General features: G+C 72.2%; 17 protein-coding genes and 3 pseudogenes. 5 read left to right on the forward strand and 15 right to left on the reverse strand.

The annotated features are described in order from the left end of the window. Window positions 1-3: 3 nt before the first annotated feature. From AB5J73_RS39090 to AB5J73_RS39120, 7 genes are all read right to left on the reverse strand, one after another. A complete protein-coding gene (locus tag AB5J73_RS39090) occupies window positions 4-1008 on the reverse strand; it encodes a sugar phosphate isomerase/epimerase family protein (RefSeq protein ID WP_370963875.1) in 1005 nt (334 codons plus the stop codon). After that, the gene (locus tag AB5J73_RS39095; protein ID WP_370963876.1) at window positions 1005-2153 is read right to left on the reverse strand and encodes a Gfo/Idh/MocA family protein; all 1149 of its coding nucleotides are present in this window, start codon (window positions 2151-2153) and stop codon (window positions 1005-1007) included. Before AB5J73_RS39095 ends, AB5J73_RS39090 begins: the two co-directional genes overlap by 4 nt. Window positions 2154-2185: 32 nt before the next feature. After that, window positions 2186-3241 (reverse strand): substrate-binding domain-containing protein, encoded by a 1056-nt coding sequence (locus AB5J73_RS39100; protein ID WP_370963878.1) that lies wholly within the window; start codon window positions 3239-3241, stop codon window positions 2186-2188. 21 nt (window positions 3242-3262) lie between these two features. After that, complete coding sequence (locus tag AB5J73_RS39105; protein ID WP_370963880.1) at window positions 3263-4261, reverse strand: ABC transporter permease; 999 nt, start codon at window positions 4259-4261, stop codon at window positions 3263-3265. Continuing rightward, window positions 4258-5757, reverse strand: coding sequence for a sugar ABC transporter ATP-binding protein (locus tag AB5J73_RS39110; RefSeq protein WP_370963882.1), 1500 nt, complete (start codon window positions 5755-5757; stop codon window positions 4258-4260). The genes AB5J73_RS39105 and AB5J73_RS39110 overlap by 4 nt, the downstream gene beginning before the upstream one ends. Continuing rightward, on the reverse strand, window positions 5754-6938 hold the full coding sequence (locus tag AB5J73_RS39115; protein ID WP_370963883.1) for an ROK family protein: 1185 nt from the start codon (window positions 6936-6938) through the stop codon (window positions 5754-5756). The genes AB5J73_RS39110 and AB5J73_RS39115 overlap by 4 nt, the downstream gene beginning before the upstream one ends. 308 nt (window positions 6939-7246) lie before the next feature. After that, complete coding sequence (locus AB5J73_RS39120) at window positions 7247-8419, reverse strand: ROK family protein (RefSeq protein WP_370973461.1); 1173 nt, start codon at window positions 8417-8419, stop codon at window positions 7247-7249. A 277-nt stretch (window positions 8420-8696) separates the two neighbouring features. Between AB5J73_RS39120 and AB5J73_RS39125 the strand changes: the two genes are divergently transcribed. Next, a complete protein-coding gene (locus tag AB5J73_RS39125) occupies window positions 8697-11645 on the forward strand; it encodes a BTAD domain-containing putative transcriptional regulator (RefSeq protein WP_370963885.1) in 2949 nt (982 codons plus the stop codon). Window positions 11646-11737: 92 nt separating this feature from the next. Then, window positions 11738-12557, forward strand: a pseudogene (locus AB5J73_RS39130) (IS5 family transposase). A gap of 230 nt (window positions 12558-12787) precedes the next feature. Here the strand turns inward: AB5J73_RS39130 and AB5J73_RS39135 are convergent. The 3 genes and pseudogenes from AB5J73_RS39135 to AB5J73_RS39145 all read right to left on the reverse strand — a co-directional run bounded on the left by AB5J73_RS39135 (window position 12788) and on the right by AB5J73_RS39145 (window position 15052). Then, window positions 12788-13507, reverse strand: coding sequence for a cold-shock protein (locus AB5J73_RS39135; protein WP_370973462.1), 720 nt, complete (start codon window positions 13505-13507; stop codon window positions 12788-12790). A gap of 30 nt (window positions 13508-13537) precedes the next feature. After that, window positions 13538-13735: pseudogene (locus tag AB5J73_RS39140) on the reverse strand (cold-shock protein); the annotation flags it as partial. Between the two features lie 174 nt (window positions 13736-13909). Continuing rightward, window positions 13910-15052 carry an MFS transporter gene (locus AB5J73_RS39145; protein WP_370963887.1) on the reverse strand — a complete coding sequence of 381 codons (1143 nt, stop codon included), beginning with the start codon at window positions 15050-15052 and terminating at the stop codon, window positions 13910-13912. Window positions 15053-15137: 85 nt separating this feature from the next. Here AB5J73_RS39145 and AB5J73_RS39150 point away from each other — a divergent pair, with 85 nt between their 5' ends. Beyond that, window positions 15138-15578, forward strand: a complete 441-nt coding sequence (locus tag AB5J73_RS39150) for a winged helix-turn-helix transcriptional regulator (RefSeq protein WP_370963888.1) — start codon at window positions 15138-15140, stop codon at window positions 15576-15578. On the opposite strand, the gene AB5J73_RS39155 is transcribed toward AB5J73_RS39150, so the two are convergent. The 3 genes from AB5J73_RS39155 to AB5J73_RS39165 form a co-directional block, all read right to left on the reverse strand. Continuing rightward, window positions 15571-16530: a glycine betaine ABC transporter substrate-binding protein gene (locus AB5J73_RS39155; protein ID WP_370963890.1), complete on the reverse strand. Its 960-nt coding sequence runs from the start codon at window positions 16528-16530 to the stop codon at window positions 15571-15573. The genes AB5J73_RS39150 and AB5J73_RS39155 overlap by 8 nt on opposite strands. Window positions 16531-16539: 9 nt before the next feature. Beyond that, entirely contained in the window at window positions 16540-18885 is a 2346-nt protein-coding gene (locus AB5J73_RS39160; RefSeq protein WP_370963891.1) for an ABC transporter permease subunit, read from the reverse strand. Window positions 18886-19055: 170 nt separating this feature from the next. Further along, complete coding sequence (locus AB5J73_RS39165; RefSeq protein WP_370963893.1) at window positions 19056-21002, reverse strand: potassium transporter Kup; 1947 nt, start codon at window positions 21000-21002, stop codon at window positions 19056-19058. A gap of 205 nt (window positions 21003-21207) precedes the next feature. Between AB5J73_RS39165 and AB5J73_RS39170 the strand changes: the two genes are divergently transcribed. Further along, window positions 21208-21645 (forward strand): hypothetical protein, encoded by a 438-nt coding sequence (locus AB5J73_RS39170; RefSeq protein ID WP_370963894.1) that lies wholly within the window; start codon window positions 21208-21210, stop codon window positions 21643-21645. Window positions 21646-21647: 2 nt separating this feature from the next. Here the strand turns inward: AB5J73_RS39170 and AB5J73_RS39175 are convergent. Next, window positions 21648-22985, reverse strand: a pseudogene (locus tag AB5J73_RS39175) (purple acid phosphatase family protein); the annotation flags it as partial. Window positions 22986-23076: 91 nt separating this feature from the next. Next, on the reverse strand, window positions 23077-24660 hold the full coding sequence (locus tag AB5J73_RS39180; RefSeq protein WP_370963896.1) for a purple acid phosphatase family protein: 1584 nt from the start codon (window positions 24658-24660) through the stop codon (window positions 23077-23079). Window positions 24661-24816: 156 nt separating this feature from the next. Here AB5J73_RS39180 and AB5J73_RS39185 point away from each other — a divergent pair, with 156 nt between their 5' ends. Further along, window positions 24817-25800 (forward strand): esterase-like activity of phytase family protein, encoded by a 984-nt coding sequence (locus AB5J73_RS39185; protein ID WP_370963898.1) that lies wholly within the window; start codon window positions 24817-24819, stop codon window positions 25798-25800. Window positions 25801-25814 lie beyond the last annotated feature (14 nt).

The following is a 25814-nucleotide window of genomic DNA, read 5'->3' on the forward strand; positions in this document are numbered from 1 at the left end:
CCCTCATCTCTGGTTGCTGAAAGCCGCGTCGAAAGCCGCCGACGGCTGGTCGAACAGGTGCTCGCGCAGGTACTTCACCGCCTCCGCCGCGCCACGGAGCCGGTCCATCCCGGCGTCTTCCCACTCCACCGAGATCGGGCCGGTGTAGCCGATCGAATTCAGCGCCCGGAAGCAGTCCTCCCACGGGACGTCGCCGTGGCCGACGGACACGAAGTCCCAGCCCCGCCGCGGATCCGCCCAGGCCAGGTGCGAGCCGAGCCGTCCGTTGCGGCCGTCGAAGCGCTTGCGGGTGTCCTTGCAGTCGACGTGGTAGATCCGGTCGGCGAAGTCGAGGATGAACCCGACCGGGTCGAGGTCCTGCCAGACGAAGTGCGACGGGTCCCAGTTCAGCCCGAACGCCGGCCGGTGGTCCACGGCTTCGAGCGCGCGCTTGGTCGTCCAGTAGTCGTACGCGATCTCCGACGGGTGGACCTCGTGCGCGAACCGGACGCCGACCTCGTCGAAGACGTCGAGGATCGGGTGCCAGCGACGGGCGAAGTCCGCGTAACCGTCATCGATGTCATCGCGCGTGACCGGCGGGAACATCGCCACGTACTTCCAGATCTTCGACCCCGTGAAGCCGATGACGGTGTCCACGCCGAGCTTCGCGGCGGCCCGCGCGGTGTCGGCCATTTCGGCCGCCGCCCGCTGCCGGACGCCCTCGGGTTCGCCGTCGCCCCAGATGCGGGACGGGAGGATCGCGCGGTGCCGGGCGTCGATCGGGTCGTCGCAGACGGCCTGCCCGACGAGGTGGTTGGAGATCGCCCACACCTTGAGGCCGTGCTCGGCCAGCAGCGCCAGCCGCGCCGGCACGTAGTCCGGCTCGGCCAGCGCGCGGTCGACCTCGAAGTGGTCGCCCGAGCAAGCGATTTCCAGGCCGTCGTAACCCCAGTCGGCGGCGAGCTTGCAGACCTCCGTGAACGGCAGGTCCGCCCACTGGCCGGTGAACAGCGTGACGGGACGGCTCATTTCCCCTCCTCCACCGCGGTCCAGGACGCATCGGCCGCCGCGCTCTGCTCGACGGCGTCCAGCACGCGCTGGACACGCAGGCCGTCGTCGAAGCTCGGCGCGGGGTCGGTGCCCGCGCCGATGGCGTCCAGCAGGTCCGCGACCTCGTGGGTGAACGTGTGCTCGTAGCCGAGCAGGTGGCCCGGCGGCCACCACGCGCCGACGTACGGGTGCTGCGGCTCGGTGACGAGGATGCGGCGGAACCCGGCTTCGGTGCCGGTGCCCTCGTACCACTGGAGTTCGTTCATCGCCTCGAAGTCGAACGCCAGGCTCGCCTTCGAGCCGTTGACCTCCAGCCGCATCGCGTTCTTGCGGCCCAGCGCGAACCGGGTCGCTTCGAAGGTCGCCACCGCTCCGCCGGACAGCCGCGCGAGGAACAGCGCGGTGTCGTCGACCGTCACGTCGTCCGTCCCGCCGTTCTCGGCGGGCCGCTGCTTGACGAAGGTGTTCGTCAGCGCCGAGACGCCGGTGATCAGCTCGCCGGTGACGAACTGGGCCGCGTCGACGATGTGCGCGCCCAGGTCGCCGAGCGCCCCCGACCCGGCGGATTCCCTGCGGAGCCGCCAGGTCATCGGCGCTTCCGGGTCGGACAGCCAGTCCTGCAGGTACGCCGACCGCACGTGCCGGATCTCGCCGAGCGCCCCGCTCGCCACCAGCTTCCTGGCGTGCGCGAGCGCGGGCACCCGGCGGTAGTTGAACGCGACCATGGACCGGACCCCGCGGTCACGGGCCCGCCGGGCCGCCTCGGCCATCGCTTCGGCCTCGGCGACCGAGTTGGCGAGCGGCTTCTCGCACAGCACGTGCTTCCCTGCTTCCAGCGCGGCGATCGCGATCGCCGCGTGACTGTCCCCCGGCGTGCAGACGTCGACCAGGCCGACGTCGTCGCGCTCGACGAGCTTCCGCCAGTCCGTCTCGACGGCCTCCCAGCCGAACTTGTCCGCCGCGGCCTTGGCCCGGGCCTCGTCCCGGCCGCCGAGGACGGCGAGTCGCGGCACCAGCGGTGGGTCGAAGAACCGGTGGACGCTGCGCCAGGCGTGCGAATGCACCGCACCCATGAACGCGTGGCCCACCATCCCGATCCCGATGGTTTCCCGTGCCGGGCTCATACCCCTCCTTTGGTCTGGCGAAAAAAGTCCGGTCAGGAATCGAAGCCGACGTCGAGGTACTGGTCGACGTTCTCCTTGGTGACCACTGCGGAGTACGTGGTGATCTCGGCCGGGATGTCGTGCTCGGCGAGGTCGCCGATCCCCTTGGCCTGCCCGAGCAGCCGGGCGAGCGCGACCGCCGTCGAGGCCATCGACGGGCTGTAGAGCACGGTCGCCTTGATCGGCGACGAGTCGGCCTTGATCAGGTTCATCATGTTCTTCGAGCCGGCGCCGCCGACCATGATGAACTCCTTGCGGCCCGCGGTGTCGATCGCGGCGTTGACGCCGATGCCCTGGTCGTCGTCGTGGTTCCACAGCGCGTCCAGCTTGGGCGCGCCCTGGAGCAGGTTCGCGGTCTGCTGCTCACCGGACTCCGACGTGAACTGCGCCGAGACCCGCGGGCCGACCTTGAAGCCGCTGCGCCCCAGCGCGTCCGCGAAGCCCTTGCTGCGTTCCTGGGTCAGCGGCAGCGAGTCGATCCCGGCGACCTCGCCGATGACCGGGTTGGCGACGTTCTTCTTCTTGAGCTCGGCGGCGATGTAGTTGCCCGCGTTGACGCCCATCCGGTAGTTGTCGCCGCCGATCCACGTCCGGTACGCCAGCGGCGTGTCGAAGACGCGGTCGAGGTTGATCACCGGGATGCCCGCGTCCATCGCCTGCTGGCCGACCGAGGTCAGCGCCTTGCCGTCGAAGGGCAGGATCACCAGCACGTCGACCTTGGCGTTGATCAGCGTCTCCACCTGGGAGATCTGCTGGTTGACGTCGTTGGTGCCCTCAGTGGCGTTGAACTTCACCTCGCTGAACTTCTGCGCCTGCGCCTTGGCGTTCTTGGTGATCGCCGCGATCCAGCCGTGGTCGGCGGCCGGCGCGGAGAAGCCGATGGTGACCGGCTTGCCCGGCTGGGCGTTGTTCCCGGCGTTGGCGACCGGCGCGTTGGACTCCGAGTTCGCGGGTGTGTTCGACGTGCAGCCGGCCAGCAGCGCGCCGGCGCCGACGGCGGCCCCGCCCAGCAGGAATCCCCGGCGGCCGAGGAAAGGTTGTTCGGCCATGTTGACCTCCATCGGTGGTGACTAACTACCGGTCCTGGCTTTCCTGGCCCGGAACTGCAAGAGCACGGCGAGCACGATGATCACGCCTTTGGCGATGTTCTGGATGTCGGTGTCCAGGTTGTTGAGCGTGAAGATGTTCGACAGCACCGTGAAGATCAGCACGCCGATGAGCGTGCCGATGAGCGAGCCGCGGCCACCGGTCAGCAGCGTGCCGCCGATGACCACCGCCGCGATCGCGTCGAGCTCGTAGAACATGCCGTTGGTCGACGCGCCCGCCGTCGTCCGCGCGACGACCATCAGCGCGGCGATCCCGCAGCACAGCCCGGCCACGCCGTAGACGAGCGCGAGGTGCCGCTTGACGTTGATCCCGGCCAGCCGCGACGCCTCCGCGTTGCCGCCGACCGCGTACGTCCGGCGGCCGAACGTGGTGCGGTTGAGCACCACCCAGCCGACCGCGAACACCAGCGCGAACAGCCAGATCAGCGTCGGGATGCCGAGGAAGCCGCCGCGGAAGAACGCGAGGAAGTCCTGGTCGGCGACGACCTGGGTGCGGCGGCCGCTGATCCGCTCGGCGAGCCCGCGCGCCGAGACGTACATCGCCAGCGTCGCGATGAACGGCACGACCTTGCCGTAGGCGACGAGCACGCCGTTGATCAGCCCGCAGCCGAGGCCGACCGCGAGGCCGCAGATCACCATCACGAACGGCCCGTACGACTGCGTCGCCAGCGTCGTCAGCCAAACGCCGGCCAGGCCGACCATCGAGCCGACGGAGAGGTCGATGCCGCCGCTGATGATCACGAACGTCATCCCGACGCTGACCACGCCGATCGCCGCGGCCAGCCGCAGGATCGTCGAGATGTTGCTTTCGGTGAAGAACAGTTCGGGCCGGGTGAACTGGCCGACCAGGCACAGCACGACGAGCACGCCGGCCAGCCCGAGCAGCCGCGGGTCGGCGGAGAAGGTGAACCGCCGCCGCTGCGCGGGAAGCGCTTCCTGTGGTGGTGCTTGGGTATCGGTCATGCCGCGCTGCCCTCCAGGATCACGTCGAGCACCTCGGCCTCGGTCAGCTCGCCGGACGGCCGGTCGGCGAGGACGCGGCCCTCGCGCAGCACCAGCACCCGGTCGGACAGCCCGAGCACCTCGGGGATTTCGCTGGACACCAGCACGATCGCCACGCCGGTCGCGGCCAGCTCGTCGATCAGCCGGTACAGCTCGGCGCGGGCACCGACGTCGACGCCGCGCGTCGGCTCGTCGAGCAGCAGCACCCGGCACCCGCGGACCAGCCACCGCGCGAGCACGGCCTTCTGCTGGTTGCCGCCGGACAGCGTGCGGACGATCCGCCGGGGATCCGCGGGCCGCAGGTCGAGGCGGCGCAGGCTCGCGCCGGCGTCGTCCAGTTCCCGGGCGCGTTCGGTGAAGCCGAGCTTCGCGTAGCGGCCGAGGCTGGCCAGGGTCACGTTGTGCACCACCGGCAGGTCCAGCAGGAGGCCCTGGCTCTTGCGTTCCTCCGGCGCGAGGCCGATCCCGGCCTTGACGGCGGCTCGGACGTTGCCGGTGCTCAGGGGTTTTCCTCGCACGGCGACGGTGCCGCGGTCGGCCTTGCGCGCGCCGAAGATCGTCTCCAGGAGCTCGCTGCGGCCGGAGCCGACCAGCCCGGCGATGCCGACGACTTCCCCGGCGTGGACGGTGAAGCTCACGTCCTCGAACTCGCCCTCGCGGGAGAGGTGCTCGACTTCGAGGGCCGTCTCCGGCCTGGCGTGGCCGTCGTGACGCGGCCCGAAGACGGTCTCGACCTTGCGCCCGGCCATCAGCGCGACCAGGTCGGCGGTCGGCGTCGCGGCGGCGTCGAGGCCGGTGCCGACGGTCCGGCCGTCCTTCAGCACGGTCACCCGGTGCCCGATCCGGCGCAGTTCTTCGAGCCGGTGCGAGATGTAGACGACCGCGACGCCGTCCGCGGTGAGCTCGCCGACGATGCGGAAGAGGTTGTCGACCTCCGCACCGGCCAGTGCGGCGGTCGGTTCGTCCATCACGAGCAGCCGGGCGTCGTGGGCCAGCGCGCGGGCCATCGACACCAGCTGCTGCCCGGCGGCGGAGAGCCTGCCGACTTCGGTCGACGGCCGGATGCCGGGGTGCCCCAGCCGCGTCATCAGCCGGGCGGCTTCGTCGCGGGCCTGCGAGAGCCGCGTGAACCCGAAGCGGGCGCGTTCGTGGCCGAGGAAGATGTTGTCCGCCACCGAAAGCCCGGGCACCAGGTCGAGTTCCTGGTACATGGTGGCGATGCCCAGCCGCAGCGCGTCGACCGGCGAGCCGAGCGTCACGGGTTCGCCCTGCCACGTGATCTCCCCGGTGTCGGGCTGGTGCGCGCCGGCGAGGACCTTGATGAGCGTCGACTTGCCCGCGCCGTTCTGCCCGAGCAGGCAGTGCACCTCACCCGGTTCGACGTCGAAGTCGACGCCGTCGAGCGCGCGGACGCCGGGGAACGTCTTCACGATCCCGCGGACCGACAGCAGACTCATACCGAGGCCTCCTCGACGAGCGTCGGGTTCGCGAACAGCCGCTCGGCCGCCAGGTGCGCGGCTCCCCGCAGCGGGGCCTTCAGGCCGAGGCGGGACGGCACTACCCGGGCGTGGCCGAGCGGCCGGGCGGCGAGCTCGACGCGGACCGGCTCGACCAGCCACTCGCCGAGCTCGGCGAAGTAGCCGCCCAGCACGACGACGTCCGGGTCGAGCACGTCGACCACAGTGGACAGTGCGACGCCGAGGGCGACGCCGAGTTCGTGCACCGCGGTGACCGCGCGCTGGTCGCCGCGCCGGACGCGGAGTCCGAGCAGGCCGACCCGCCCTTCGACGCCGAGGGCGGGGTCGTGCAGCGGATCGCCGGGCGGCGCCGCGGCGCGCAGGACCGCGGCCAGGTTCGCCTTCGTCTCCAGGCACCCGGTCCGGCCGCACGCGCAGCGTTCGCCGGACGGGTCGACGGCGATGTGCCCGACCTCGCCCGCGAAACCGCGCGCGCCGCGCAGGATGGCGCCGCCGGAGACGAGCCCGCCGCCGACCGTCGTCCCGCCGCTGAGGTAGAACAGGTCGTCGGCCCCGTCGACCGATTCGGCGAGTGCGCCGAGGTTGGCATCGTTGTCAACGGCGATGGCCTCGGCCGGGAGATCCAGTCGCGCGGCCATCAGGCCGGCGATTTCGGCGTCCCGCCAGCGCAGCGCCGGCGCGAGTCTCAGCACGGCGGCGGCCGAGTCGACCAGCCCCGGCACCGAGATCGCGACGCCGACCGGGTCGCCGGGCAGCACCTGGCGGGCCAGGTGGGCGAGCTCGTCCATGCCCCGCTGCAGCCCGAGCGCGGCGACGTCGACGGTCTCGGCCCGCTCGGCCAGCACCCGCCCGGAGAGATCCGTGACCACGGCCGCCAGCCGGTCGGCTTCGATGCTCAAGGCCAGCGCGTACGCGTCTTCGCCGTGCAGCTCGACGAGCCGGCTGGGCCGCCCGTTGCCCGGGAGCACGCCCGCGGGGCGCACCAGCCCGCGCCCGGCGAGGTCGGTGAGCAGGCCGGGCACCGCCGACTTGGCGATCCCGCAGCGGGCGGCCAGCTGCGTGCGCGAGAGCGGTCCGCTCCGCAGCGCGCGCAGGACCGCGGCCAGGTTCGCGGTACGCGGGCTCGCCGGATCGGCTCGCCTCGCCCCGGTGACGGCCACGGTGCCCCCAACTTGTGCTGTCTGCTGAACGGACTTTGTCGCCCAGGCAGCGAAAGTAGGGTGGCGCGCATCACTCGTCAAGGTGAGGGAGTCGCTGATTGCCCGGTTTTCACCCGGATAGACGTGCGAAACCGGACAGACTTTCGATCGAAGAGTGCAAAAGTGTGTCCGATCCTGACGTTACTACGCGGGGTTGCTCAGCGACCGAACGTGAGACCGCGACGGTGGCGGACGGCCGGCGAGCGTCGCGAATGACTCATTGGGGACCTCGGAGGTCGCGAATGAGTCATTCGCGACCTCCGGGCCGGTCAGCTGCTCAGCGTGAAGGCCCGGTCCGTCGCCGACCAGGCCGCGCCGATGACCCCCGCCGTCTCGCCCAGCTCCGACAGCACGATCGGCAGGTTGCCCGTCGCCAGCGGCAGCGAGCGCCGGTACACCGCGCTGCGGACCTCGGCCAGCAGCTGGTGCCCGAGCTGCGCGACCCCGCCGCCGATCACGACCATGCCCGGGTTGATGAAGCAGACCAGCGAGGCGATGACCTGGCCGAGCCGGCGGCCGCCGTCGCGGATGAGGTTGACCGCGCCGAAGTCGCCCGCCGCCGCCGCGCGGCCGACGTCACGGGCCGTGACCGCGCCGCCGTCCGCGGCCACCTCGGCCAGGTGGGCCGAACGGCCGCTGCGGGCCAGCGCCAGGCCGTCGCGGGCCAGCGCGGCACCGCCGAAGTAGGCCTCCAGGCAGCCGACCTCGCCGCACGCGCAGGTCGGCCCGAAGTCGTCGAGCCGGATGTGCCCGATGTCGCCCGCCGTGCCCGCGACCCCGCGGTACACCTTGCCGCCGAGCACGATGCCGCAGCCGATCCCGGTGCCGATCTTCACGAACATCAGGTCGTCGGTCGAGCGCGCGACCCCGGCGTGCCGCTCCCCGAGCGCCATCGCGTTGACGTCGTTGTCCACCGCGACCGGGCAGCCCCACAGCCCGCCGAGGTGGTCGCGCACGCTGAACCGGTCCCACCCGGGCATGATCGGCGGCGCGACGGCCATGCCCTCGGCGAAGCTGACCGGCCCCGGCAGCCCGATCCCGGCCGCGACCAGCCGCCCGGGCGCTTCGTCCCGCACCTTCTCGGCGAGCGCGGCGACCCGCCGCAGCACCGGGTGCGGCCCCTGGCGCACGTCGCAGTCCTCGACGGCGTGCGCGAGCACCTCGCACGAGGCGTCGGTGACCGCCACCCCGACCGACGTCGCGCCGACGTCCACCGCGAGCACCCGCAGCTCCCCGGACAGCCGGACCAGCGTCGACCGCCGCCCGCCGCGGCTGGCCGACGGGCCCGCGGCTTCGACGAGCCCGACCTCGGCGAGCCGGGCCACCTCGGCCCCCACCCGCGCCCGCGGCAGCTCGAGCCGCTCCCCCAGTTCGACCCGTGACATCGGGCCCTCGTCCCGCAGCAGGGTGAGCAACCGCGTCTGGTGCCGGGTTTCGACCATCGAGTGCTCCGTGCCGGATACCGCGCTCATTCGCCTCAGCCTACTGCGTCGGGCGGCGGACCTCGCCGCGTCCCGAGTGGACGGACCCCCCGGCACCGGCTCCGGCCGCGGTCCGCGATTTTCCTCCCTGCTCAAATGAAGGCGAAAATGAACGGTTTCCCACTTCCGCTCAGGAAAGCAATTCCGGCCGCAAATATCGTTGTGGTCTTGGAAATGGCGGCTCTACCATGCGGCAAGGGACAAATACGACAAGTCTCCGTCCGCCGGGGAGGGCAGCGTGGATTTCCGCGTCCTGGGACCGATCCGCCTGGACACGGGCGGCCGGCCCGTCGAGCTCGGCGAACCACGCCGCCAGGCGGTGCTCGCCGTGCTGCTGTTCGAGGCGGGCCGGACCGTCGGGGTGGACGTGCTCGTGGACCGGGTCTGGGGCGAATCGCCGCCCCAGCAGGTCCGCCGGTCGCTGCAGGCCCACATCACCCGGATCCGGCGCGTGCTCGAACAGGCCGATCCCGGAGGTGCCCGGGTGGCAAGGGATTCCGGCGGCTACCGCCTCGTCGTCCGGCCCGAGCAGGTCGACGTCTTCCGGTTCCGGAGCGTCCTGCGCGAACACCCCGCCGACGCCACCGCGCTGCGGACGGCCCTTTCGCTGTGGCAAGGCGAACCGCTGGCCGGGCTGCGCGGGCACTGGGCGGAACGGACCCGGCGCGCCCTGCGCCAGGAACACGCGGACGCCGTCGTGGCGTGGGCCGAAGCCGAAATCCGCGCCGGCGACGCGGCGTCGACGATTGCGCGGCTGATCGAGCTTTCCGACGAAAACCCGTTGCAGGAACGGGCCGCCGCGGCGTTGATGCGCGCGTTCTACGCCGTCGGCCGCGGTGCCGACGCCCTCGCCGTTTTCGAGCGGACCCGGCGGGCGCTGCGCGACGACCTCGGCGTGGACCCCGGCCCCGGGCTCGCCGCCGTGCACGAAGCCGTGCTGCGCCACGACCTCGCGACGGCCGCCGTGGCCCCCGTCGCCGTCCCCGCGCAGCTGCCCGCCGACGCCACCGCGTTCATCGGGCGCGCCGGCGAACTGGCCGAGCTCGACCGGGCGGCCGCCGGGACCGGGGACGAGCCGGTGGTCGTCTGCGTCACCGGCTCGCCCGGCGCGGGCAAGACCGCCACGGCCGTGCACTGGGGGCACCGCGCCCGCGACCGCTTCCCGGACGGGCAGCTCTACCTCGACCTGTGCGGGTACGACCCGGGCGAACCGCTGTCAGCCACCGACGCGCTGGCCGTGCTGCTGACCGCGGTGCTGCCCCCGGGCACGGAAATCCCGCTGCGGCAGGACGAACGCGCCGCCCGGTTCCGCACCGCGGTCGCGGGCCGGCGGCTGCTCGTCGTGCTGGACAACGCGGCGACCGTCGAGCAGGTCCGGCCGCTGCTGCCGGGCACGGCCAGCTGCGTCGTCGTGGTCACCAGCCGGGACTCGCTCGCCGGGCTGGTGGCGCTGCACGGCGCGCACCGCGTCGAGCTCGACCGGCTGCCGGGTGCCGACGCGGTCGCGTTGCTGCGGCGGCTGATCGGCGACCGGGTGGCCGCGGAACCGGCGGCCGCGGCGGCGCTGGCCGAGCGGTGCGTGCGGCTGCCGCTGACCCTGCGCCTGGCCGCGGAGCACGCCGTGTCCCGGCCGGCGACGCCGCTGTCCCGGCTGGTCGAGGAGCTGCGTGCGGCCCAGGACACCCTCGACGTGCTCAGTGGCGGCGGGGACAGCCGGGCCGCCGTCCGCGCGGTCTTCTCGTGGTCGTTGCGGCAGCTGAGCCCCGACGCCAACCGCGCGTTCGCCGCCCTGGGACGGCACCCGGCGCCGCTGTTCGACGCCCACGCGCTGGCGGCGCTCGCGGACCGCCCGCTCGAGGACGCCCGGCGCCTGCTGGACGTCCTCGTCCGCGCGCACCTGGTCCACGCCGCCGGCGCCGACCGCTACGGCATGCACGACCTGCTCAAGGCCTACGCCGCGGAAGCCGGCGGCGAGTTCGGGCTGGACGGGGTCTACCGCTACTACTTCGCGACCGCCGGCGCGGCGATGGACCGGCTCTACCCGGGCGAGACCCACCGGCGGCCGGCCGTGCCCACCGCCGTCAGCCCGGTACCGGCGTTCCCGGACACCGAGGCCGCGCGCGAGTGGCTGGACGCGGAACTGCCCGCCGTCCAGGCTCTCGTCGCCCATGCGGCGACGCGGGGCCGTCCGGAACACGCCGTGACGCTGTCGGCGGTGCTCTACCGCTACCTCGACGGCCACCACGAGGCGGCGGCGCTGGTGATCAACACCCACGCGCGGGAGGCGGCGCACGCCACCGGCGACCGCGCGGCCGAGGCCAACGCGCGCATGGCGCTGGGCAACGTGCACAACCAGGCCGGCCGCGGCGAGCCGGCGGCGGCGGAAACGTGGGCGGCCCACGCGCTGTACGAGGAGATCGGCGACGTGCTCGGCCAGGCGCGCGCACTCGGCAACGTCGGCATGCTCGAGGAGAGCGCGGGCCGCTACCTCGCGGCGACCGGCTACTTCGAGCGGGCGCTGGCGATGTTCGACCGGATCGGCGACACGAGCGGCCGCGCGCACTTCCTCACCCGCCTCGGCACGGTCGAGGTCCGCACCGGCCACGCCACGGCGGCCCACGACCACCTGCGGCAGGCACTGGCGCTGCACCGCCGGGCCGGCCACCGCTTCGGCGAGGCGTGGGTGCAGCTCGGCCTGGGCGAACTGGCCGCCGCCGAGGGCCGCCCCGCCGAATCCGTCCGCCGCCACGCGGAAGCGGCCGGCGTGTTCGGCGTCCTGGGCCACAGCGGCAGCGAAGCCTGGGCGATCGACGGCCTCGGCCGCGCGGAAGCACAGGCCGCCCACCTCTTCGACGCGGCAGGCCACCACCGCCTGGCACTGGACCTGTTCCGCCGCAACGGCGACCGCGTCGGCGAGGCGTGGGCCCTGAACGGCCTGGGCGAAGCGTGCCACGCGTGCGGCTACGCGGTGACGGCCCGCGAGAACTTCGCGTCGGCGCTGCTGCTGGCCATCCGGACGGAGTGCCGCGACCAGCTCGCCCGCGCCCACCACGGCCTCGCCCGCACCATCGCCGCCACCGACCCCGAGGGCGCACGGGAGCACTACGAGCTGGCGATCGGCATCTACGCGGAGCTGGAACTGGCGGCCGCCGACGGGATCCGCACAGAACTGGCGAGCTTGGGCTGAGACCTGGTCTCAAAACTTGAGGGTGTGTCACTGCGTAACCTGCCGGTCCTGGTCGTCGATCGTGGGCAGTCGTGGCGAAGACGACGCAGCAGCTGCGGGTCGAAGACCGGCTCTGGGAGCTGATCGAACCCCTGATCCCGCCCCGACCAGCGCCGCGCGGTCCGGGTGGGCGGCCCGGATCGATGACCGTGCCGCGCTGGAGGGGATCTTGTTCGTGCTCGACACCGGCTGCCGCTGGCGAGACCTACCCGAGCAGCTCGGATGCGGTTCCGGGCACACCGCGTGGCGGCGGTTACGTGAGTGGCAGGGCGCCGGCGTGTGGGACCGGCTGCACCAGCTCGTGCTCGACGAGCTGTCCGACATCGACGAGCTCGACTGGACCAGAGGCTGCATCGACGCGGTGTCGGTGCGGTCGAAAAGGGGGGCGAGCTGACCGGCCGCAGCCCCACTGACCGGGGTAAAGCCGGCTCCGAGCACCACGCTCTGTGCGACGCGAACGGGCTACCGCCGCACATCATGTTGTCGGCGGCAAACACCCACGACAGCATGCTGTTCGAGCCGCTGCTGGACACGAACCCGACCGTGCGCGGCCACCACGGCCGGGCGGGCCGGCCACGATGCCGACCGGACAAGCTGCACGCCGACAAGGGCTTGAACTACCGCCGCTGCCGCCGCTACCTGACCCGCCGCGGTATCAAGGTCCGTATCGCCCGGCGCGGGATTGAGGGCAAGTCCCGCCCCGGCCGGGTCCGCTGGGTCGTCGAACGCACCATCTCCTGGCTGCTGCGGTTCAAACGCCTCGGGCTGCGCTACGACCGGACCGAACGCACCACGCTGGCGCTACTCACGCTGGCCTGCACCGTGATCAACGTCCGCCGGCTCATAAGGAGCGAGCTCTGCGACCAGGTCTGACGCATCCGTTCACTCGTTTGGGATACATCGGTAGCTCCGTGTCGTTGGGTGGGGGTGACCGGTGAGCTTCTGAGCGCGGAGCAGGTCCTCGGGTCGGCACGGGGCCCCCGTCACCACGAGGGAGATCGATCTCCTGGAGGAGGCTGCAGCCGCGTTGCTGACGGCACCATCGACGGGGATGAACGAGCACTCTCGTCGGGAAGTGATCAGCCATCGGTGGGGCCGCCTCTTCAGAGGCGTTCGATGCGGTCGGCCTGCGGGCCCCGGTCGCTCTGACGCACCGCGTACCGGACCCGGTCACCCTTCCGCAGCGGCTCCGACCCCATGACCACGGACACGTGGGCGAAGAGATCGTCGCCGCCTGCGTCCGGGGTGATGAAGCCGAAGCCGCGGTCGCCGTCGTAGCGCGCGACGACGCCCTCGCCGCCTCGTACGGGCACGTCCCGCGCCGCCGGCCCTGCGGCCGCGGCAGGTGCCGACCGCTGCGGCGCCGTCTGGGGCTCGGCGCCCCGGACCAGGTGCACGTCGCGGGCCTGCGGGCCCTTGTCTCCACTAGCCACCTCGTAGGCGACGCGGTCGCCCTCCGCGAGCCACGTCAGCCCCTCGGCCAGGGCCCGGGCGTGAACGAAGACGTCCCCGGCGCCGGAGTCGGGGTTGATGAAGCCGAAGCCCTTGTCCTCGTCGTACCAGGCCACCGTGCCGTCGGCACCGTCCGCGATACCAGCCGCAGCGGGTGAGCCGGCCCCTGCTCCCAGCGGAATCACGTGCCCGGCCTGCGGGCCGCGCTCGCCTTCGACGATCAGGAAGGCCACCCGCTGCCCCTCGGTGACCACGCCGCCGGTCACGATGGCGGAGCTGTGCACGAAGATGTCGGCGCCGCCGCCGTCCGGCGACGCGAAGCCGTACCCCTTGCCCGGCTCGTACCAGTTGACGGTGCCGAGCAGGCCCACGGCGCTGCCGGTGGCCGCATCGGCAGTGACTCGAACGCGCAGCGCCTGGGGCCCGCGGTCGTTCTCGCCGACCTCGAACACGACGGCCTGACCCTCGCGGAGCACTTTCGCGCCGCCGTCCCCGACGATCTCGGAGGCGTGCACGAACACGTCCGGCGAGCCGTCCTCGGGCGCGAGGAAGCCGAAACCCCGTTCGGCGTCGAACCAACGGACGGTCCCTTGCGGCATCAACGGCTCCAGGTCGAGAGGGCGGGCGCTGGCCCCCAGTCTCTCTGACAGACCTCGCGGTCCGTCGGCCGGGCCCGCAGACGGGTGGTGCGGAGCCAGGGGCGGGCCGTTGGTTCGCCTAGCGACACGCCGAGTTTTGAGACCAGGTCTGACTCCGCGAGCGGCAGGGTCGAGCTACCCGCCCGCGACCGCCCAGACCACCAACGCCCCCACCGCGAGCACGGCCCCCAAGACCGCCGACCCCGGCCAGCCCGCCGCCCCGAACGATGCCGTCGTCGCGGTTGCCCCGAACGCGGAGCCGAGTGAGTAGAACACCATGTACCCGCCGATCGCGCTGCTCGTGCGGTCCGGGTGCGCGGTCGCGAGGACGTGCTGGTTGCCGACGTGCACGACCTGGACGGCGAAGTCCAGCACGACCACCCCGAGCACCAGCAGCGGCAGCGAGCGGCCGAGCTGCCCGATCGCGGCCCACGAGCACACCAGCAGGACGAGCGCGAGGCCGGTCACCCGGCGCGCGTGCCCGGCGTCGGCCCAGTGGCCGGCGCGGGCGGCGCCGAGCGCGCCGGCCAGGCCGGCGAGGCCGAACAGCCCGATCCGCGTTTCGCTCAGGTGCCACGGCGCCGCGGCCAGGGGCAGCGCCAGGCCGCTCCAGAGGGCGCCGAAAGACGCGAACAGGAAGAACGCGATCAGTCCGCGGCCGAGGAACGCCGGCCGGCTGAACAGGCCGCCCAGCGCGCGCAGGACCTGGCCGTAGCGTTCGGTGCGGACGCGGTCGTCCGGCGGCAGCACGGCGAGGCTCAGCACGCCGAGCGCGGCGGCGAGCACCGCCAGGGTGAGGTAGCCGCCGCGCCAGCCCCACACGTCCGCGAGGCCGCCGGTGACGATGCGGGCGCCGAGGATGCCGACCACCACGCCGGACGTCACGACGCCGAGGTTGCGGCCGCGCTCGCCGGGCGGGGACAGCGACGCCGCGTAGGCGACCGCTGTCTGCACCACGACCGCGAACGAGCCCGCGACGGCGAGTCCGGCGAACGCCACCCAGGCGGCCGGCGCGGCCGCGGTGAGCGCCAGGCCGGCCGCCTCCAGTCCCAAGTGGACGGCGAGCAGCCGCCGCCGGTCGAGCAGGTCCCCCAGCGGCACCAGGAGAACCAGGCCGGCGAGGTAGCCGAGCTGGCCGGCGGCCACGAACCAGCCGGCCGCGGCGCGCGCGACGCCGAGGTCGTCCCCCATCGGCCCCAGTACCGGCTGTCCCGCGTAGACCCCGGCGACCGCCACCCCGCACACGACCGCCAGCAGCAGCCTCGTTCCCCGTCCCACTGACCCCTCCACTTTGGTTGCGTTTTGCAACTCTTCGCAGAGTAGGGCAGAATGGTTTCACTACGCAACTGATGGAGGAACCGCCGTGCCGGGAGAAAGCTGGACCGACCCGGACTGCCCGGTCGCCCGCGCCGCCGACCTGGTCGGCGATCGCTGGAGCCTGCTGATCATCCGGGACGCGATGGACGGCGCCCGCTCGTTCACCGACTTCCAGCAGCGCACGGGCATCGCGCGCAACATCCTCGCCGACCGGCTCCGCAAGCTCACCGCCCACGGGCTGCTCGCGCACGTCGACGCCCCGACGGGCAAACGCCGGCGCTACGCGCTCACCGACGCGGGCAAGGACCTCTTCCCCGTGGTCGTCACCCTCCGGCAGTGGGGCGAGCGGCACGCCTTCGAGGCGGGTGAGGCGCATTCGGTCCTGGTCGACGAACACGGCGAAGTCGTGCCGGACGTCGTGCCGTCGGCCGCGGACGGAACCGCGCTGACGAGCGACACGACGTCCGTGCGGAAGGCACTCAGCTGATGAAGCCCGCCGACTTCAGCCAGTCGCGGGCCACCTCCGCGGGCTTCTGCCCGTCCACGCTCACCTTCTTGTTCAGGTCGGTCAGCGTCGCCGTGTCGAGCTTGGCCGCGATCGGCGTGAAGACCTGCTCCAGCTGCGGGTACTTCTGCGCCACCCCGGACGCGATCGAGATGGCCGGGTTGTAGGTCGGGAAGAAGTGCTTGTCGTCGTCGAGCACGACGAGCTTCTGCCCCGCCACGCGGCCGTCCGTCGAGGCCACCTCGCCGAAGCCGCAGGTGTCGCCCTTCCCGACCGTCGGGTAGATGACCGCGTCGTTGAGCAGGTGCTCCTGCGGGGCGGGCAGGTCGAACCCGTACGTCTTCTCCAGGCCCGGGAAGCCGTCGTCGCGGCTCTTGAACTCCGGGCCGATGCACGTCGACGCCGCGGCCGGGTCGCGCTTCACGAGTGCCGCGTAGTCCGAGAGCGTCTTGACGCCGGTGCGGGCGATCGCCGCCGGGTTGCCGGCCAGCGCGTAGGTGTCGTTCGCCGGCGAACGCGCCCACCACGTGACGTTGTTGGCGGCGTCGGCCTGCTTGACCGCGTCGTACTGCGCCTGCGCGTCGGCGATCGGCTTGGTCTGCTTGAGGTAGCTGATCCAGGCGGTGCCGGTGTACTCCCAGTACAGGTCGACCGCGCCGCTGGTGAGCGCCTGGCGGACGTTGCTCGAACCGGTGATGTTGGTCTTGTCCTGCGGGCTCGCCCCGGCGGCCTGCAGCGCGACGACGGCGATCTGGCCCAGCAGCAGCTGTTCGTCGAACTCCTTGGAGCTGACCCGGATCTGGGCGCCGCTCAGCGCGTCGATCTTCTTGATGGATCCCTCGCCCACCTGGGGGCCGGACTCGTCCTTGCCGATCGTGCAGCCGGCGGCGAGCACCACGACGAGTGCGGATACGGCGGCGATCGTGCGTCGCATGGTGTCCTCCTAGGGTTGGGTTCCGCGCGGGTGCAGGACTTCCTCGGCGAGCAGGCCCAGCCAGTCGGCGAAGAGCGCCAGCGCGGCGACGACGATGCCGAAGGTCAGGCTCAGCACCGGGCGGTACAGCCCGATCCCGGCGACGAGCCCGCCGCCGAGCCCGCCGCCGTCGATGAACGTCGCCAGCGTCGCGCTCGCGACGGTGAGCACCAGCGCCGTCCGGATGCCGGCGAGGATCACCGGGACCGCCAGGGGCAGTTCGATCCGCCAAAGGATCGCCGTCTTCGTCATGCCCATGCCGCGCGCGGCGTCCACGAGCGTCGGGTCGACGCCGTCCAGCCCGACGATCGTGTTGCGCAGCACCGGCAACGTCGCGTAGACGACCAGCGCCGTCACCGCCGTCGTGGTGCCCGTGCCGATCCACAGCGCGAGCAGGACGACGAGCCCGATCGACGGGATCGCCTGCCCGAGGTTGCCCAGGCCCAGCCCGATCGGCCGGGCCCAGCGCGCGCCCGCGCGGGTGAGCAGGATGCCCAGCGGCAGCGCGATGGCGATGGTGCACACCGTCGAGATCAGCGTCAGCCGCAGGTGCGCGCCGAGTTCGGCGAAGATCTCGCCCGGGTTGAGGTAGCGCTGCTCGATCGAGTCGATCGGGTGCGCCCGCACGATCAGGAACAACGCCAGCAGCGCGAGGGCGAGCAGGACCGGGCGCACGAGCAGCCCGAGCCGGCGCCGGCGCCGCTTCGACGGCGGCGCGGTCTTTTCCGGCTCCTCGGCGACCGCGGGCGGAGGCGGCTCGACGGTCGGCTCGAGCGCCGCGACCAGGCGGGCGACGTCGCAGACGCCCCCCTTCCCGGCCACCGAGACCGCGGTGCTGCCGGTGCGGACCATCGTGTCCAGCGCGTCCCGCAGCGTGGCCGTGGCGGCGACGGACGGCAGCCCGTCCGCGGCCGGCCCCAGCGGCACGTCCGCCACCGGGATCAGCGCGAGCCGCTTGAGGTTCCGCTTCGACCCGACGAACGCCGAGACGTAGTCGTCGGCCGGTGCGGCCAGGATCGCCTCGGGTGTGTCGTACTGCGCGAGCACCGACCGGGGCCGCAGCACCGCGATCCGGTCGCCGAGCTTGAGGGCCTCGTCGAAGTCGTGCGTGACGAACACGATCGTCTTGCGCACCCGGCGCTGCAGGCGCAGGAGCTCGTCCTGCAGCCGGGCGCGCGTGATCGGGTCGGTGGAGCCGAACGGCTCGTCCATCAGCAGGACCGGCGGGTCCGCCGCCATCGCCCGGGCCACGCCGACGCGCTGCTGCTGGCCGCCGGAGAGCTCACGCGGGTAGCGGAGGCCGTGCTCGCGGGTCAGCCCGACGACGTCGAGCAGCTCGCGCACGCGCCCGGCGATGCGCTGCCGCGTCCAGCCGAGCACCCGCGGCACCACGCCGATGTTGGCGTCGACCCGCAGGTGCGGGAAGAGCCCGACCTGCTGGATGACGTACCCGGTGTGGCGGCGGTGCTCGTCGAGGTCGAGCGCCGCCACGTCGGTGCCGCCGATCGTCACGACCCCCGAGGTGGGCTCGACGAGCCGGTTGACCATCCGCATGGTCGTCGTCTTGCCACAGCCCGACGGGCCGGTCAGCACGACGATCTCGCCCGCCGGGATCCGCATCGAGAGCCGGTCGACCGCGGGCACCGCGCGGCCGGGGTAGTGCTTGCTGACCTCGCGCAGCTCGATCGTCTCGCCGCCGGTGCCGGTCGGCTCCCCCGGCGCCGCTTCGAGGCGGGTACGGGGGCGCCGCCACGCCGTCAGCTTGCCGACGACCACGTAGGCCAGGTCGAACAGCAGCGCCAGCACCATGATCCCGACCGTCCCGGTCAGCACCTGGTTGAGCGAGTTGACCGAACCGAACCGGCCGAGCCCGTCGAAGATCTCGTTGCCGAGGCCGGGCCCCTTGACGTAGGCGCCGATGGCCGCGATCCCGATGGTGATCTGCGTCGACACCCGGATGCCGGAGAGGATCACCGGCCACGCCAGCGGCAGCCGCACCCGCCACAGCACCCGCGCCCGGCCGAGCCCCATCCCGTGCGCCGCGTCGACGACGGCCGGGTCGACCCCGCGCAGCCCGACGATCGTGTTGCGCGTGATCGGCAGCAGCGCGTAGAGCACGAGTGCGAAGAGGACGTTCGTCAGCCCGAGCCCGAACGGGCCGATCAGGATGCCGAGCAGCGCGATCGACGGGATGGTCAGGAAGGCCGCGGTCGTCGTGGTGGCGAGCGAGCCGAGCCAGCGCCGCCGGTAGGTGAGCACGCCGAGGGTGGTGCCGATCAGCACGGCCAGCGCGACCGCCGCCAGCGTGAGGTCCACGTGCAGGATCGCGTCGTTGACGACGTCGATCCAGTTCTCGCGGAGGTACTCCCACCAGCTCAGGGCTTCGCTCCTCGACGTCGCAGGGCGGCAATTCCCCGACCGCGTCCCCGTGCGGCCGGGTCCCAGCCCAACACGCCGACGGGGCTCCTGTCCACCGCCGGGTACCCCTACACGTCGATGTGCGAGCCGATGATCACCGTGCGGTCGCGCGGCAGGCCGAAGTACTCGGCGGCGTCCGCGGTGAGGTACGAAGTGGCGATGAACAGGCGTTTCCGCCACGGCGCCATCGTCGGTTCCGGGCCGCGCCGCAGCTCGATCTTCGACAGGAAGTACGACGCTCCGTCGAGGTCCAGCCGTCCCTCGGTCTGTTCCGGACCGAGCCGGGCCAGCGCGCCGGGCACGTCCGGGGTCTCCATGTAGCCGTAGCGCGCGGTCACGAAGACGATCCCGTCGTCGCGGTGCCCGAGGCCGGCGACCGTCACCCGTTCGCCGGCCGGCACCCGCGGGACCGGCTCGGTCTCCAGCGACACGATCACCACGTGCTCGTGGCGCACGTGGTTGTGCTCGGCGTTCGCGCGCAGGGCCAGCGGGGCCGTCCGGCCGCCGCGGTTGAGGAACACCGCCGTGCCCGGGACGCGCCGCGTCGGGGTTTCGCGGTCACGCAGCTGCTCGATGAACTCCGGCAGCGAGCCTTCCCGGCGTTCCCGCTCGGCGGTGACGATTTCGCGCCCGCGCTGCCAGGTGATCATCACGGTGAACGCCGTCAGGCCGATCAGCAGCGGCAGCCACGCGCCGTGCACGAGCTTGGTCAGGTTGGCGCCGACGAACAGCAGGTCGACGAGCAGCAGCAGGCTCGCGCCGGTCCCGAGGATCCAGCGCGGGGTGCCCCACTTCGCGCGGGCCACGTAGCAGAACAGCAGCGTCGTGATCGTGATCGTCCCGGTCACCGCCATGCCGAACGCGAACGCGAGCGCGGCCGAGCTGCGGAACGCGAAGATCAGTGTGAGCACCGAGACCAGCAGCAGCCAGTTGACCCACGGCACGTAGATCTGCCCGCGCTCGGTCTCCGACGTGTGCGCGATCCGCAGCCGCGGCAGGTAGCCGAGCTGCGCGGCCTGCGACGCCACCGAGTACGCCCCGGTGATCACCGCCTGGGACGCGATCACGGTGGCGGCCGTGGCCAGCAGCACCATCGGCAGCCGGGCCCAGCCGGGCAGGAGCAGGAAGAACGGGCTGCTCGTGGCCGCCGGGTCGGCCAGGATCAGCGCGCCCTGCCCGAAGTAGCTCAGCACGCAGGCCGGGAAGACCAGCAGCAGCCAGCCGCGGGTGATCGCCTTGCGGCCGAAGTGCCCCATGTCGGCGTACAGCGCTTCGGCGCCGGTGACCGCCAGGACCACGGCGGCGAGCGCGAAGAACGCGATGCCGAAGTGGCCGGCCATGAAGCCCAGCGCGTAGGTCGGCGAGAGCGCCTTGAGGATCGCCGGGTGCCCGGCGATGCCGGTGATCCCGACCGCGCCGATCACCGCGAACCAGGCGATCATCACCGGCCCGAACACCCGCCCGACCGCCGCCGTCCCGCGCCGCTGGACGAGGAACAGCACCACGACGATGACCGCGGTGATCGGCACGATCCAGTCTTCGAAGGACGGGTCGACGACCTTGAGGCCCTCGATCGCCGACAGCACCGACATCGCCGGGGTGATCATGCTGTCGCCGAAGAAGAGCGCCGCGCCGAAGATCCCGAGCCCGGCCAGCACCACCGCGGCCCGCTTCCCGCGTTTCGCCGTCCCCCGCCGCAGCAGCGTGATGAGGGCCATGATGCCGCCCTCGCCGTCGTTGTCGGCGCGCATGGCCAGCAGGACGTAGGTGACGGTGACGATGACGGTCACCGACCAGAAGATCAGCGAGACGACGCCGTAGACGTTGTCCGGACTGACCGGGACCGGGTGCGGGTCGGCCGGGTTGAAGACCGTCTGCAGGGTGTAGATCGGGCTGGTGCCGATGTCGCCGAACACCACGCCGAGCGCCCCGACGACGAGGCCGAGGCGCACGGTGTCGCGCACGGCGGACGTCGCGCCCGCCGGTTCCTGCGCCGTGGTCGTTTCGTGCCGCACGTGCTCCCCCTTCGCCGCGGGTGCCCCGGAGCGGACCCTGCCGGTCCATTGTGGCCGGACCCGGACGCTCGCGCACGGGAGCGGCCGCGTCCCTGGCGATCTTGGGGAAATCTTGACGCCGGTCCGCGGGCATCGGCCGAAAGGACGAGGTCCGCTGTCCCTTCGGCCGAGGTGGCCGCCCGTCCCCTCCCCTAGCTTGGCGACCATGGAGTTCACCGCCAAGCGCGTCGCGGTGGCCGCGGTGTCCGCCGTCGCCGTGGCGGTCGCCGCCGGGACGACCGTGCTGGCCTCCGCCGCCGATCCCGTCGCGCCGGAGGTCGTCGGCGCGACCCCGGCCGAAGCCGGGCACGAGAGCGAGGGCAAGTACACCGCCGGGGACTACGTGCTGAACGTGCACGAGCTGGACGACGACGGCGAGGGCACCGGCACCGCCATCGGACCGCGCACCACGTACTACTCGAAGACGTTGCACGGCAGCGGAACCCGGACGCCGACCGTCGTCCGGTTCTCCGCCGGCAGCGAGCGCGACGGCCCGATCGTGTTCAGCTACCCCGTTCCGGGTCCCGGCCGGGGCCTCGACTGCGTCGCGTCCGGGACCGAAGCGGCGCCGCTCGTGCGGTGCGAAACCAAGCCGGCGCGGTAGGTTCACCCGCGCCGCAGCACCACTTCGTCGATCTTGTCGCCGGTTTCGCCGAGCGCGCGCACCGTGAGCTGCCCCGGGGTGACGTCGACCGCCACCAGGCCGTAGCCGCGGTAGCGGACCCGCGACCACGTGACCTTCGTGTCCGTCGGGGTCGTGCTGCCCTTCTGGTACGACTTCATCGTGGCGGCGGACTCGTTCTCGTGGCCCAGGTAGCTCTCGGGCGCCTTCTTGTAGAACGCGTCGAGGGCCTGCCCGCCGCCCCCGGCGGTGACGTAGGTCGTGCCGTCGGTCTCCGGGTGCACCACCCCGGTCTTCTTCGTCCCCTTCCCCGCCCTGATCGGGTCGGTGCGCTCGTAGAGCCGGTTGTGCGCGGTCAGCACCAGGTCGACGCCGTGCTTGTCGAACAGGGGCGCCCACTTCTCCTGCGCGCCGCGCTCGGCGCCGTAGCGATCGCCGGTGCTGTAGACGGAGTGGTTGCAGTAGACCACGACGAACTCGACGGCCGGGTCGGCGCGGAACTTCCCGAGCTGCGCGTCGAGCCACTTGAGCTGCTTGCCCGCGGTGTAGCCGAGCTTGGCCGGGAAGCGGTAGCAGACGTCGCCGGAGTCGAGGCTCAGGAGCCCGACGTTGTGGTAGCGCCACGCGTAGATCCCGGTGGACCCGCTCCACGCGTTGTCCGGCATGGCGAACCGGGCCCGCACGCCGCCGTTCCCGGTGCTGTCGTAGAACTTCTCGTACTCGCGGTGCCCGAGGGTGATCATCCACGGGATCCCGGACGCCACCACGTCGTTCTGCGCGAAGAAGGAGTCCCACTTCCGCGCGTCGTATTCGAAGTCCTCCGAGGCGGGCTTGTCCTCGGGCTCGTGCATCGCGTAGCTCAGGTCGCCCAGTGCCAGGTGGAACGCCGGGGCGAGGTCCGCGACCTGACTGGCACCGTTGACCGCGTTGTAGCCGAGGCCCTGGTCCCCGGCCGCGGTGAAGGTGAACGCGCCGGAAGCGCCGGCCGTGCGGAAGCTCGCGACCTCGCCGAGGCGGTCCGCGGCCACCGGGTCGTAGCCCGCGTGGCCGAGCACGTAGTGGTACGTCGTGCCCGGCGTCAGCCCGGTCAGCTCGGCGTGCAGGAAGTACTGCGTGTAGCCGGCCGGCGCGTGCGGCGGGAAGTCGTGCTCCTCCGGGTGCTGCCAGGACAGTTCGCTTTCCAGCGGGCGCACTTCGGCGGCGACGGGCGCCCCCAGCGTCGTGGGCGAGGTGCCGAAGCGGACGTACGGCCCGGTCACCTTGCCGGGCACCTGCCAGGACACCGTCACCTGGGTGGCCGGGTCCGCGCCGAACGCCAGGTGCCTGCCGAACGGCCGCCGCGCGGGCCCGGCGGCGCCGCGGCCCGGAACAGCGCGCGCCGGGAAAGGTTCGTGGTCATCGCGTGTCCTCCGGTCAGCCGCGGCGGATGGTCAGGTCGTCGACGAGGACGTTGTCTTCGGTGAGCGCCCGCACCCGCAGCCGGCCGGGTGTCCCGCCGGCGGCCGGGGTGACGCCGACGTGCACCAGGCTGTAGCCGCGGAAGCGCACCCGCGACCAGGTGACCTTCTTGGCGTGCCCACCGCCGTCTTCGTCGTCCCACCGCATGGTGGCCGTGGTGTCGTGGACGTGGCCGAGGTAGGAGTCGCCGGCGGACTCGTCGATCCAGTCGTTGATGCTCTCGCCGCCACCACCGGCGGTGATGTAGGTGACCCCGTCGGTCTTCGAGTTCACCGTGCCGCCGGGCGCGACCTTCTTCGTGCCTTTGCCCGCTTTGATCGGGTCGGTGCGCTCGTAGAGGTGGTTGTGCCCGTTGAGGACCAGGTCCACCTGGTACTGGTCGAACAGCGGCGCCCACTTCTGCTGCGCGCCGAGCTCGGCGCCGTTGGCGTCCGAAGTGGAATAGGTGCACTGGTGGCAGTAGACGACGATGAACTCGATCGTCGGGTCGTCGCGGAACTTCGCGAGCCGGCTCTTCAGCCAGGCGGTCTGCTTGCCCTCGGTGTAGTCCAGGTTGGACTGGCTGTTGTAGCAGATGTCGTTGCCGTCCAGGCTGATCAGGCCGACGTTCTGGTAGCGCCACGAGTAGATGCACGTCGAGCCGGCCCAGGCGTTGTCCGGCATGGTGAACCGGGCGCGCATGCCGCCGTAGCCGTGGTCGTCGTACCAGCCCTCCATCTCGTGGTTGCCGATGGCGACCATCCACGGGATCCCGGCCGCGACGAGCTCGTTCTGGGCGAAGAAGGAATCCCACTTGCGGGCGTCGTACTTGTCCTCGTCCGGGTGCCCGCCTTCGCCGTTGAGCGCGTAGCTCAGGTCCCCCATGGCGAGGTGGAAGCTCGGGCCGAGGTCGGCGATCAGGCTGTTGGTGGCGAGTGCGTTGTAGCCGACGCCCTGGTCGCCGAACGCGGTGAAGGAGAACCCTTCGGTGCGGCCCGCGGCCGGGGCGGTGCGGAACGTGCCGACCTCACCGGGCCGTCCGCTGGTCGCCGGGTCGTAGCCCTGGTGGCCGACGACGTAGTGGTAGGTCGTGTTCGGCACCAGGTTGTCGAGCTTGACGTGCTGGTAGTACTGCGTGATCGCGGACGGGCTGTGCGGGGAGAAGGTGTGCGTAGCGGTCTGCCAGGACAGGTCGCTCTTCAGGGCGCGCACTTCGGCGGGCACGGTCGCGCCGTAATCCCCTTCGGCCGTGCCGATCCGCAGGTAGGGCGCGCTCACCTGGGCCGGCGTCTGCCACGAGACGACGACCTGCCGCGAGGCGTCGGCACCGTAGGCGAGGTGCCTGCCGAAGGGCCGCAACGCCGAGCCGGGCACGGTTTCCGCGCGCAGCAGCACCGCCGGTCCCGGTCGCGGGACCGGGGCCGCCGCCTCGGCGGTTCCCGGGAGCAGGAGGCGCCCCGCGGCCAGCGCGGCACCGCCGGCCGCGGCACCGCGGAACACGCTGCGCCTGGTGTGCTTCCGGACGTTGTGGTCGTACCACTCGGCGAGCCGCAGTTCCATGAAGTCAAGTTAAGAAACTTTCCTAACTACGTCAAGAGCGCGACCGGACACCGACGGTTGCCGCCAGTCGATCAAGTCGGTACAGTCCGCGGTGCCGAGGGATTCCTTGGCACCGCCGCGTTGTTTCGCCCGAGCCCGATGGCCCTAGGAGCACACGTGCGCATCTCCCGCCGGTTCACGGCACCCGTAATCCTCTTCTCGGCGCTGCTCGCCGCCCCGGCCGGCACCGCGCAGGCCGCCACCGCGAAGTGGCCCGGCGACGCGGCCGTCGCGGTCGCCGACGCCGCCGGGGCCTTCGGCGAAAACCTCAGCGGGCTCTCCTTCGGGGGCGCCGACGTGCTGTGGGCGGTCAAGAACGGGCCCGGCACCCTGTACCGGCTCGTCCGCGGCGGTACCACCTGGGGACCGGACCCGGCGAACGGCTGGTCGTCCGGGAAGGCCCTGCACTACCGCGACGGCAGCGGCGACCCGGACGCCGAAGGCGTGGTGGCCACCCCCGACGGCGTCTTCGCCGCGACCGAGCGCGACAACGACGGGGACGGCAGCCTGCTGAAGGTACTGCGGTTCGACACCGCGTCCCCGGTGAAGTCGCTGAACGCGGCCGCGGAGTGGGATCTCACCGACGACCTGCCGACGGTCGGCGACAACGGCGGCTTCGAAGGCATCACGTGGATCCCGGACGCGTTCCTGACCGCGGGCGGCTTCCTCGACGAGCACACGAAGGCCCCGTACGACCCGGCCGCGTATTCCGGGCACGGCACCGGCCTCTACTTCGTGGGACTCGAGGACACCGGCAAGATCTACGCGTACGCGCTCGACCAGTCCGGCGGCGGGTTCACCAAGGTGGCGACCATCGCGTCCGGGTTCCCGAAGGTCATGGAGCTGGAGTTCGAGCCGGGCACCGGCCGGCTCTGGTCGGTCTGCGACGACACCTGCTCCGGCAAGACGGCCACGCTGAAGCTGGCCGGCGGCAAGTTCACCGTTTCGGCTACCTACGCGAGGCCGTCGAAGATGCCGAACTACAACAACGAAGGCTTCGCGATCGCGCCGGCGTGCTCGTCCGGCCGCAAGGCCGTCGTGTGGGCCGACGACGGCAACGACGGCGATCACGCGCTGCGGACCGGGACGCTGACCTGCTGATTCAATCACTGATT

It is taken from the genome of Amycolatopsis sp. cg9, assembly GCF_041346945.1.
Taxonomy (GTDB): Bacteria; Actinomycetota; Actinomycetes; order Mycobacteriales; family Pseudonocardiaceae; genus Amycolatopsis.